This window comes from Aceticella sp. 75b-Ac, assembly GCF_056032965.2.
Window position 1 is genome coordinate 1383162 of sequence record NZ_CM190971.1, and the last position, 11871, is coordinate 1395032.

General features: G+C 31.5%; 12 protein-coding genes. 2 read left to right on the top strand and 10 right to left on the bottom strand.

The features are described from left to right. Nucleotides 1-421 precede the first annotated feature (421 nt). Complete coding sequence (locus tag AC0LWJ_RS07210; protein WP_474238419.1) at nt 422-1012, top strand: hypothetical protein; 591 nt, start codon at nt 422-424, stop codon at nt 1010-1012. A gap of 131 nt (nt 1013-1143) precedes the next feature. Next, nucleotides 1144-2082 carry a TolB-like translocation protein gene (locus AC0LWJ_RS07215; protein WP_474238420.1) on the top strand — a complete coding sequence of 313 codons (939 nt, stop codon included), beginning with the start codon at nt 1144-1146 and terminating at the stop codon, nt 2080-2082. 179 nt (nt 2083-2261) lie between these two features. Here AC0LWJ_RS07215 and AC0LWJ_RS07220 read toward each other — a convergent pair whose 3' ends face one another. From AC0LWJ_RS07220 to AC0LWJ_RS07265, 10 genes are all read right to left on the bottom strand, one after another. Then, nucleotides 2262-3128, bottom strand: coding sequence for a hypothetical protein (locus AC0LWJ_RS07220; protein WP_503031417.1), 867 nt, complete (start codon nt 3126-3128; stop codon nt 2262-2264). Nucleotides 3129-3189: 61 nt separating this feature from the next. Then, on the bottom strand, nt 3190-3855 hold the full coding sequence (locus AC0LWJ_RS07225; protein WP_474238427.1) for an ATP-binding cassette domain-containing protein: 666 nt from the start codon (nt 3853-3855) through the stop codon (nt 3190-3192). Between the two features lie 127 nt (nt 3856-3982). Next, nucleotides 3983-4528, bottom strand: coding sequence for a hypothetical protein (locus AC0LWJ_RS07230; protein ID WP_503031418.1), 546 nt, complete (start codon nt 4526-4528; stop codon nt 3983-3985). A 592-nt stretch (nt 4529-5120) separates the two neighbouring features. Next, a complete protein-coding gene (locus AC0LWJ_RS07235; RefSeq protein WP_474238433.1) occupies nt 5121-5855 on the bottom strand; it encodes a hypothetical protein in 735 nt (244 codons plus the stop codon). A 378-nt stretch (nt 5856-6233) separates the two neighbouring features. After that, nucleotides 6234-6779 carry a hypothetical protein gene (locus tag AC0LWJ_RS07240; RefSeq protein ID WP_474238435.1) on the bottom strand — a complete coding sequence of 182 codons (546 nt, stop codon included), beginning with the start codon at nt 6777-6779 and terminating at the stop codon, nt 6234-6236. A gap of 146 nt (nt 6780-6925) precedes the next feature. Beyond that, entirely contained in the window at nt 6926-8161 is a 1236-nt protein-coding gene (locus AC0LWJ_RS07245; RefSeq protein WP_474238437.1) for a 6-phosphofructokinase, read from the bottom strand. Between the two features lie 93 nt (nt 8162-8254). Next, the gene (locus AC0LWJ_RS07250) at nt 8255-8593 is read right to left on the bottom strand and encodes a P-II family nitrogen regulator (protein WP_474238440.1); all 339 of its coding nucleotides are present in this window, start codon (nt 8591-8593) and stop codon (nt 8255-8257) included. Nucleotides 8594-8613: 20 nt separating this feature from the next. Further along, nucleotides 8614-10185 carry an ammonium transporter gene (locus AC0LWJ_RS07255; protein WP_474238442.1) on the bottom strand — a complete coding sequence of 524 codons (1572 nt, stop codon included), beginning with the start codon at nt 10183-10185 and terminating at the stop codon, nt 8614-8616. Nucleotides 10186-10201: 16 nt separating this feature from the next. Next, nucleotides 10202-10465 carry a hypothetical protein gene (locus AC0LWJ_RS07260; protein ID WP_474238445.1) on the bottom strand — a complete coding sequence of 88 codons (264 nt, stop codon included), beginning with the start codon at nt 10463-10465 and terminating at the stop codon, nt 10202-10204. A gap of 93 nt (nt 10466-10558) precedes the next feature. After that, the gene (locus tag AC0LWJ_RS07265; protein ID WP_474238536.1) at nt 10559-11866 is read right to left on the bottom strand and encodes an ammonium transporter; all 1308 of its coding nucleotides are present in this window, start codon (nt 11864-11866) and stop codon (nt 10559-10561) included. Between the last annotated feature and the right edge of the window lie 5 nt (nt 11867-11871).

An 11871-nucleotide genomic window follows, 5' to 3' on the forward strand; every position in this document is an offset into this window, starting at 1 on the left:
AGTGGGACAAGGGGACAGGTTTCTTGTCCAACGCAGTAGCATAAGTAGCATAAGTAGCCTACCCTTAATGCTGCAAAATAAAAGGCAAGCAGTGTAAAGAGCGGGCTATTTTAAAAATTAAAAAATACATAAAGATGATTGTAAATAGCAGGAAAATCGAGTAAAATAAAGTAAAGATGAAATAACTCAAAAAAAACGGCTGAAATTGGATAAATATGACGTTATTTAAGGTTTGCACAAAATAAAAATAAATGTTGCTCTGTTTTTGGAAGATCTTTCAATGGAAAAATAATAAACATCCGGATGAGGCACACTCCGCTTAATATTCAGTAAAATTAAATAATAAAAAGGGAGATGTTGGTAAATATTTAAAAAAATTATTTCATTTCTTCTGGTTTTGACACTTCTTTCAATTTCAACTTTGAGTCCAGTTTTTGCGACTTCTAAAGAGAATAACAACAATGTAAGCATAAAAAAAATAGAAAAGACGTTAGAAAAAATTGATAATGACCTGTACCAAAAAAATCATGTTAACATAAAACGTTCGCCGGAAATATTAAAAGCTATTCAGGAAGGAAAATTAGACCTTAGTAAAGCCCCGGACTCAATTGCTAACATTAATGGTGTTAGAGTTGATTATGAATATAACCCAATTTTGATGTATCCGTCTGACCCATACTCTTGGGGACGACATTTGTTAGGAGATAAATACTATGATAATGGTAATTTATTTTTAGTAACTTATGGGTATGCAACTACATATACTACAGGTGAGGATGTAGCTGTGCCATATTATTGGTCAGATGTACGCTATGGTGATCCAGTGCGTATTAGAAATTTGGAAAATACAGCTTATGTTGTTACAGGTTATCGAAGCGATTTTGGTCCTAATCAAAGGGTGTGTGGTGATCATATAGTAGATTTAGGTTATGGCATTAATTCTCGTTTACATGGTAATGGACATTTATATTGCCGAACATGTATATGGATTAGGGGAGGAGAACATTATTAAAATATAATAATAAAATTGAAGAACAATTCTGGGAAGGTGTGATTTTGTTGAAAAAATATAAATCCTTGATAATAATTATCTCTTGTTTGATAATAATCATTTTTTGTTCTATTCTTTTTAGATCTACTTTTTTGATTGGACGTCAAAGCAATAACAAGGGGTATATTCTTGCTATAACTTCGAATGATCCAAAAGCGGTTAATCAACAAAGAAAAATTGTAGTTCTCGATATACGTAATAACAAAATAATCAAAGAGCTTTATTCATATAATGTGGGACATGATTTAGAAGCTGCAATATCACCTGATAAAAGCAAACTGGCTATAAATAAATGGGTAGATAATATGGATCTTGATCTTTTTGTAGTTGATTTAAAAACACATAAGGAAACTCAAGTTACCGATAAAATCAACGGAGAAATTAGTAGAATTTCATGGATAAATAATGATGAAATTTTATATACTTATGTTTCTCATAATGCTAAGATTGATGGTTTAGGAATGCGTATTTACATTTTAAATATCAAGAACGGTACGCGTAAGATGATAGACGGTTTGTGTTTAAAAGATAATAAGCCGATATATTGGTTTAACACAGTTCGATATATACCACAATTGCAAAAAATAGTTATGGTTAGAGGATTGGCAGATGACTTTTTTAAGCCAATAATCGATGGAACTGTTAAAGCTCCCAAAAATCAGCTATATTTGTGTAATATTGATGGTACAAATGAAAAAATGTTAGCCGAAATAAAAGACCGTACAATTGGAAGAGTTGTTGCTACTCCTGATGGAAAAAAATTAGTCATAGAAGCGAATTACATTCAAGGAGATGAGGAACCATCTGATTTATATATTTATGACCTTGGAATAAATAAATTAGAACTATTATTAAAGAGTGATCAAGTCTACAAAGAGCACTGGAATATCTTTGCACTTGATAACGAAAACATACTATTTAGATGTAATTACAAGTTGTATAAAATGAATCTCAAAACTAAAGTTATTAACAAAGTAAATATTGCTAACGTTCCTTCAGGAACAACTTTTATTGGGTTTGATTATTTTTAGCATAAGCATAAGTAGCCCACCCTTTATACTGCTTGCCTTTTTTTTTGCAGCATTAAGAGTGGGCTACTCTCTACTCTCTCTTATGCTATTTTACAGTAACCGGTTTGATTCCAATCTCTCTTGATATGGCCAATTCTTTATAACCCTTTGCAAGCATTAGCAATATCTCTGGATGTTTATCAATATATATATTTACTTTGCTTTTCTGTTATTATATAAATAAATATCGTACTTAAAATGACAAAAGATGTTAAGATAATTATAACTATATTTGTAGGTACTTCTATAGGTTTAAACAATATAAAGTTACCATAAAAGTCAAATACTTTATGCCCTAATACGGAAATTAAATTTCTTAAATCATACTTCCCTATAACAGGGAGAATAAAATCATAAACAATAAAAATTACCGCGGGATACATAAATCCTCTAAATATTAAGCCAAGATAAAATCCTATAGTTGAAAATATAAAAGAAATTGAAATACTTAGTATGAATTGTAAAACAACATTTGTATCCGATGGCAGAACAGATAATTTAAAGTCATTAACCGGAATCTGATGTGAAAGTATATAATAAAACAAGGAGCCTACAATATTTGATAAGAGTAAAACAATCAAAATTATTATGAACGACGATACAAATATTGATAATTGCTTTGAAAACAATATCTGATTCCAGTTTCTTTGGACTGCTTTTACTTTTATAGTTTTAAATTTTATGTCATATGTACTTATATATATTCCATATATAGTAAAGAAAAATGAGTAAAAGAAGAATGATAGATACTTTAAGGTATTAGTAATAATGCGGTCGGGTTTCTTCAAATCATAAATAGACAATGCTACATTGTCATAATCAAATTTTAAGGGATTATTTATAATTTCTAAACCATTTTCTTTTTTTATATCTACTGGACTATTCAATTCTTTTTCAATATTATTTCCTATTTTTTTCTCTTCAGTTTGCGTATGTAAAAATAAATTATAATTGTTTTTTACATTCGTCATCTGATTATACAAATTTAATACCGAAAACAAAAACATTGTTAAAAGCATTATAAAAAAAACATTGGAATAGAATTGATATTTTAACTCTTTTTTTGTACTATTTAATATATTCTTTATATACTGCACCTAAATCATCACCACTTTCCTTAAAATTATTGACCTTAATAATTGAATGTTCTTTTAATATAAATAACTCTTCAATAATATCGTCATAAAATTCAAACTGATGTCCTGTCATAATGATAGTCATTTTTTTTGACCATTCTTGTATTATATTCTTCAATAGGAGCATCGTATCATAATCTAACCCATTTGATACTTCATCCATGAGCAAATATTTCGGCTTTAAAAGTAAAGCAATAATTAGACTCAACTTTTTTCTTTGACCATAAGAATAATTTTTTACCTTTAATTTTAAAACCTCATGTTTTAGAAACATAGACGCAATTTGTTTTATTTCTTCAATTCCAATATTTTTATTTAATAACAATTCGATATTCCTATAACCATTAAGATTAAGATAAAAGGGTGAGTCATCATAAATAACATATACTTCATTTCTTACCTTATCTAAAGATTTACCATCATACAAAATTTCCCCATTATAATCTTCCAAGTTTAACAAGCATTTAAATAGTGTTGTTTTACCACTACCATTTTCGCCCATTAAAAATATAATCTTATTACCGGGTATTAGAATATTTACGTTATCAAATATTATATTCTTTTTATAAGACTTTGTTAGATTATTTATACTTATCATTATTAACTATCCCCTCCCTCTATAATCTTTAATTTGCTCCTTTAAAATTATAGGAAAGCACTTTTTGGTACTTTCCTATTTTCAATTTTTTACCACCTATGAAAAATTATCCAGTAAGGTTAATTTCTTAATACCAATATGCATATCCACACGGATAAATATTGGCATAATCTGTAACATCCCAATAATAAATATTTACATCACCCCAAGGTGTAACAGTTCCAGCTCCAATTGTTTTTGAAGCGCGGTATTTATGAACTGTTGATGTTGCATATATCTTCACAATTCCTTTTGCACGAACTATGTTAGGGAATATATATCCCGTTTCCTGCCAAGCATAACTATTTAAAATTTTTGACCCGTCACTATACCACTCTATATTATCTCTTGACCAAGCCAAAAAACTTCCCCTATATAAACTTGTTCTATAACTATTGATAGAAGTCGCAAAAGATTTTACTTCATTTTTAGAAGATACATTACTATTTTCAACCTTTTTCTGTTCAAAAGATTTAAGAATTTCTAACTGACTACTTGTAAGTGAGATAGGTGTTATCTTAGATATTTGAGGTAAGTTCACGTTCTGTATTTTGTCATCTGTTGACGCAAAACCTACAGATGTCGAAAAAATTAAAGTCAAGCACAGCAAAAGTGATACTAAAAATCTTCTCATCATCAACAACTCCTTTAATTTTATTAAACATTAAGCGGAGCATACCTTCTCTGTCATGAATCTGAACTCGGCATTTGAGCAGTTTCTAAATTCGTCATTTTCTATGAAATCAGCTATTTTTGTAAATTATTTTTCTTTCCCTCTCTTCCTTTTTGATTTTCTCCATCCGGATGTTTATTTCCAATGAAAGATCTTCCAAAAATAATGTAACATTTATTTTTATCTCGTGCAAACCTTAAATATTATCATATTTGTCTAATTTCAGTCGTTTTTTTTTTTTTTTTTTTTTTTGAATTATCTAATTCTTACTTTATTTTACTCGATTTTCCTGCCATTTACAATAACTCTTTATGTATTTTTTAATTTTAAAAATAGCCCGCCCTTTATACTGCTTGTCTTTCTATTTTGCAGCATTAAGGGTGGGCTACTACTACTACTACTTAAAATATTAATTAAGTTTATTAAGTTATGAAGATGTTATAGCAGCATTTTATCTAACAAGGTAACTTATAGTAAATATAATTGCAAACATCACAATCATAATAACAAAAATAATAAGTAAAATCTTTAATATTTTATTCATATCCATTCTTTAATTCCTGTATACCGTTCCATCATAATTTACACTAACCCTAACATCTTCATAAACATCTTGTATTGACCAATAATTGCCTTCATATCCTAAACCCCAGTGGAAGTTCCCGCGAGCATATGCACGACAATACTCACCACCATTTACAACAGTAGTACCTGTATCCCAATTAGAAACCTGCCATATACCTCCACAAAAGTATTTTTCATAATAACCTATAAGTCCACCTGCATACCATGCTGAACTACCATTATATCCAAATTTTGATTCAATATGAATATGAAAAAGTTTCATTCCCCAGACATTATATCCTATTCTATCGTTTGCCGCCCATTTATATTGTGTTGTCATTAAAGAAGCTCTGCTCACCTGATTTAAAATAGGTTTTGAAATAAGTGTATCTACAGCAAAGCTCCCATCTGAATTAAATTCGATTGTGGTATTGTCATTTATTTTAACTGTTTTAACCAAAGCTTTATTTTGAAAATCTTTCACTTTGTATTTAGATACATCAATTTTATGAGCCTCCATAAAAGCATCTACAGCAGTTACCACATTTTTATTTGGATTATTTTTTATATAATCAATTAATTTGTTATTTCTATTCATAAGCATAGTGGGTAAATTATCTACAATCGCTTGTTTGCCTATTAATTCAGCCGCAAAAGCAGAACTCAAACTTGAAACCGAAAGAAGTGTCAAAACCAGAAGAAATGAAATAATTTTTTTAAACATTTACCAACATCTCCCTCTATATTATTTAATTTTGCCAAATATTAAGCGGAGCGTGTCTTATCCAGATGTTTATAATATTGTTCAATGAAAGATTTTCCAAAAATAGAGTATCATTTATTTTTATCTTGTACAAACCTTATTTATTATCATATTTATCCATTTTTAGCCGTTTTTTTTGAATTATCTCAAGTTTACTTTATTTTACTCGATTTTCCTGTCATTTACAATAATCTTTATGTATTTTTTAATTTTAAAAATAGCCCGCCCTTTATACTGCTTGCCTTTTATTTTGCAGCATTAAGGGTGGGCTACTACTACTACTACTACTTCTTCTTCTATTCTGAGGAAATAAAATTATTAAGCATAAAAAAGGAGGTTTTACAGCATCTTATCTAATCCTGTCGTTTCAAGAAGGAGTTTTACGTCTGCGTCTCTTTCTAATAAACGGTCATTTAATGACTCAAGCTTTTTATCCATTCTCCTAAAATGAAAATCATATTTAGACAATTGTTCTGTATTCTTTTGGGTTTGATCATATGTAGCCTTTAAAATATATTCCATATCATCAAGTCTTTTCTCAACATTATCAAATCTTACTACCATATCATCAAGTCTTTTCTCAACATTATCAAATCTTACTACCATATCATCAAATCTTTTCTCAACATTGTCAAATCTTACTTCTAAACTATCAAGCCTTTTCTCTACATTGTCAAACCTTACTTCTAAACTATCAAGCCTTTTCTCTACATTATCAAATCTTACTTCTAAATTATCAAGCCTTTTCTCTACATTGTCAAACCTTACTTCTAAACCATCAAGCCTTTTCTCAACATTATTAAATCTTTCATTCATCTTTACAAGATTTTCATCTATGCTGTCAAATCTTTTTAAAACAAGAACCATGAATTCTTCGTTTCCCAATGTGTTCCCCTCCTCTTCTAATATTTATATTCTACCATATCAAAATCTCATAATCAATAAAAATAAAACGTTTGTTCTGGCATGTTTGAATCGTGAATGACCTTTATTTTTTATTATATAAAAAATGACCTCCTTATTTGGAGGCGTTAAACACTGTATTTTAAATTTGTATAATGTGGCAATCCATCAATAAAGGGTAAATCTATTTCACCATAAATAAGTGGTCTGGCATATTCTATAAATTCTTTTGTTACATTGTTTCCTTCTTCATTTATCATACTAAGTGGAATTTTCTTTTCTTTATTGCATACCTTGTTTAAATCAACAATGTCTATATCATATACATATGGATAATTTGATTTCCTTACTATGGAAACCATTTTTCCGCTTATACCTCTTATAGCAAATTCAACTGCCCTTTCACCAAGTACTTCCGCTTCTTCAAAATCAGTCTTTGACGCAAAATGCATCGCACATCTCTGTGTCGTTCCCAGTCTGACCATTTTGACCCTTTTATAGATGTTGTCCTTTATGATTTTTTCTATATAGTCACCGACACCTCCAAGATGTGCATGCCCAAAAGCATCTTCTGTATACATATTATTGCGTTTTGATACATATTCTCCATTTTTATCAACAATTCCTTCTGATACGGCAATGAATATATTTCCATTTCTTTTATATGCATTTTCAACATCTTCTAAAAATTTATTTTCATCAAAAACAATCTCAGGAATATATATAAGATGTTTAAGCCATGGTATTTTTTCCCTTACAAGTGCAGCTGACGCCGTTAACCAACCTGCATTTCTTCCCATTACTTCTAATACATTTATGGTATTCTTTGGATATACTTCTGTATCAAGTGCTATCTCAAGGGTTGTTGTTGCAATATATTTTGCAGCACTCCCATATCCCGGACAATGGTCTGTGAACATAAGGTCATTATCTATTGTCTTTGGAATACCAATAACCTTAACATCATATCCAATTTCATCGGCATATTTATTAATTTTATCTGCCGTATCCATGGAGTCATTTCCGCCTATATAGAAAAAATATCTTATATTGTATTTTTCAAAGGCTTCAAATATTTTTATGTAGTCATCTTTACCTTCTTTGAAGTCTTTAAGTCTATACCTGCATGAACCCAATGCTGCTGCAGGACTATATTTTATTTGTTTTAATATTTTTGATGGAAAATCAAGAATATTAATGATTTTCCCATTAATAATACCCTCGATTCCGAGTAATCCACCATAGATTTTATCAATAGTTTTACATTTCATAGCACCCGTTAATACGCCATATAAACTTGAGTTAATTACTGCAGTGGGTCCCCCTGATTGTGCCACAAGACAATTACCAACATTTTTTTGCATAATTAACCTCCATTGTGTTAATCTATATTACTATAATTTATTATATCATAAAAGATAACACAATGGTAGATTAATTTTGATGCTTTGTCTTTTTTAAATAGCTCCTTTACCACGTTCTCCAGTCCTGATTCTAATTACATCAAGAGCCTCAAATATAAATATTTTACCATCACCTATATTTCCTGTCCTTGCAACACTGACGATACAATCAACTATCTCCTCAACATATTCGTCATCTGTTACTATTTCTATCTTTACTTTAGGTAAAAGACTTATTTCTAATTCATTGCCTCTATAAATTTCCTTCTTTCCTTTTTGCAAACCACATCCAAATACTTGTGATACCGTCATCCCATGAATATTATGTTTATTTAATTCCCTTTTAACTTCCTCTAAAACTTCTGGTCTTATAATGCAATCAATCTTTTTCATCATCTTCCCTCCAAGCTTTCTTATTTATTATTGATTATTTCAGGACTTTCCATTTTCTTTTCCAATACACCGTTAGCAAATATTACAGGCGTAATCTGGAAATCTGGATATGCAAGTGCACCCATTTCTGGTAAATCAAGACCTGAAATCTCATCTTCAGGCTTAACCCTTATACCCATTATAGCATCAAGTGCCTTATAGAACAAATAACTTAATCCAAATCCATATACAACTAATACTCCTATATCTATAAGCTGAGCTATAAGTTGACCAGAGCCTCCATAAAGAATACCTGTAACTGCTCCCTTAACTCCATTTAATCCTGCGCCATATGTGCCATCAGCAAATATCCCAACACTTAAGAGTCCCCATAAACCATTTACCCCATGAACTGAAAACGCACCAACAGGGTCATCGACTTTTAATTTGTTCTCAACAAACCATACTGACAAGCAAACCAATATACCTGCTACAGCTCCAATTATAAAGGCAGATATGCCATTTACAAAAGCACATGGAGCTGTAATTGCAACAAGACCGGCAAGGGCTCCGTTACATGTCATAGATTGATCCGGTTTCCCATATTTAATCCACATATATAACATTGCTGTAAGACCACCGACAGCACCAGCAATCATTGTATTTGTTGCTACAACTGCAAGCCTTAAATCCGTACCATTAAGTGTTGAACCTGCATTAAAAGCAAACCAGCCAAAGAAAAGTATTATTGTTCCAAGAATTGCCATAGGTATGTCATGACCAGGTATTGCAACAGGCGTACCATCTTTTCTAAATTTTCCTATCCTTGGGCCTATGACAATCGCTGCAGCTAATGCCATCACACCTCCCATTGCATGAACAACACCAGATCCTGCAAAATCAATTGCTCCATTACCCAATCCAAGTTTTGTTCCGAGCTGTGAGAGCCATCCGCCTCCCCAAACCCAGCCGCCATATATTGGATAATATATCATTGAAACAAAGAATGAACCTATTACCACAGCAGAAAATTTTACTCTTTCAGCCATAGCACCTGTCGGTATTGTACATGTTGTATCCATAAACACCATCTCAAAGAAAAATAATGCATATACTCCAACATCATATGTTCCGCCGCTTTGGAGAAAGAATCCATTTAGACCAAGTAAATTCCATCCGCCTATGCTTAACGCATGATTTAATGGTGCAGTTCCACCAAGACTTGATACTGCTCCGACACCACCCATCATAAATGCAAAACCTGTTAAGAAAAATCCTACTGTACCAACTAAAAATACCATGAGATTCATTCCCATTGTATGCAAAGCATTCTTTGCCTGTGTAAAACCTGTCTCAACAAGTGCAAAACCTGCTTGAAAGAAAAATATCAAAAATGCCGTAAGCATAACCCATACAAAACTTATACCAAGCTTATTTTTCGCAACCTGTGTAATAAGCTCTGCCTGTGTTGGTTTGCCAGCAACTGCACTTGTAATATCATTTGCTGTACCGAGATTTGCTCCTGTAGGGTCACCTCCTGCTGCATAAACCACCCCTATAATTAATGATAATAATAAAACTACTGATAATCCAAATAAAATCTTCTTTTTCATAAAAAACACCTCCGAATTATTTTACTCTTAATCTTTTACCAATATTAAAATTGCTAATTGAAAATTGTTTTGAAGCTATTTCCTTTGATAATCTTTTTATCTTTACAAAGTAAATAATGCTGAAGTAAATTACCGGTAACCCCATGATAAAAGCAGGTAATTGTCTACCGATAATTATCATTGTATTATGAGTTATGATGCTGTATAGTGTAAAGAAGAAACCTAAAAATATAATAATTGTGTTTATGGTGTATAAAATGTATATTGATATTTTTGTCATTTTATCATCACCCCCTTTCAATTAAATAAGGTGCTTTATTCTCCAGAATAAAGCACCTTTGCTTTTTAAAATCTTATAAAAATCTTTATTGTTTTACATTTGATTAAAATCTACTATATTAAACCCTATTTTATATGCCTCTTCACCATGCTGTGATATATCAAGACCAGCTTCCTCTTCCTCTTCACTTACCCTTAAATCTGTAAAGAGGCTTATAAATTTAAGAATTATAAATGACATAAGACCTGCAAATATATATGTGGCTACTATACTTATTATTTGTATTATAACCTGATTAAAGTTTCCATAGAATAATCCATTTGCTCCAGCCGGATTGACGGCTTTCGAAGCAAATAATCCTGTTGCAAAAGCTCCCCATGTTCCACCAACGCCATGTATACCAAAAGCATCCAGTGAATCATCATATCCAAATTTATGCTTGATATAATTCACTGAGAAGTAGCATATCATACCGGATAACAAACCTATCATAATTGCTGATACTGCTGTTACATAGCCGGATGCCGGAGTAATAGCAACAAGACCGGCTACAGCCCCACTGGCAGCTCCCAATAATGTTGGTTTGCCATTTATTTTCCATTCAATAAGTACCCATCCTATCGCAGCAGCTGCTGCAGCAGTATTTGTAACTACAAATGCATTAACCGCAAGACCACTTGCAGATAAAGCGCTGCCTGCATTAAAACCAAACCAGCCAAACCACAAAATCGAGGTTCCAAGTATAACCATTGGCATATGATGCGGCATCATCCTCATATTTTTTCTCTTACCAAGCATAATTGCCGCAACAAGTCCTGAAACACCTGAACTTATGTGTACAACAGTACCTCCTGCAAAATCAAGGGCTCCTAATTCTTTAAGCCATCCGCCATTACCCCATACCCAGTGTGCAAGCGGGTCATAAACTAATGTTGTCCATAAAAGAACAAATACAAGAAATGCTCCAAATTTCATTCTTTCTGCAAAAGCACCTGTAATAAGTGCCGGCGTAATAATCGCAAACATTAATTGATATACCATAAAAGCCATAAGCGGTATTGTTGATGAATATGCACCATCAGGTCCAGAGCCTATTTTGCTTAATCCAATCCATTTTAGATTACCTATTATATGACCAATATCTCCACTAAATGATAGTGAAAAACCAAATAATACCCACTGTAATGAAACAATCGCTATTATCATAATGCTTTGCATCATAATGCTTATAACATTTTTCCGGCTTACCATACCTCCATAGAAAAATGCAAGACCCGGTGTCATAACCATAACCAACGCCGATGCAAAAAGTATAAATGCTGTATCACCTGTATTAATATTGCCTCCTGCAGCATATACAACATTTGGAATTAAAATCGTTAGTAGAATAATTGCAGGAATAAGAT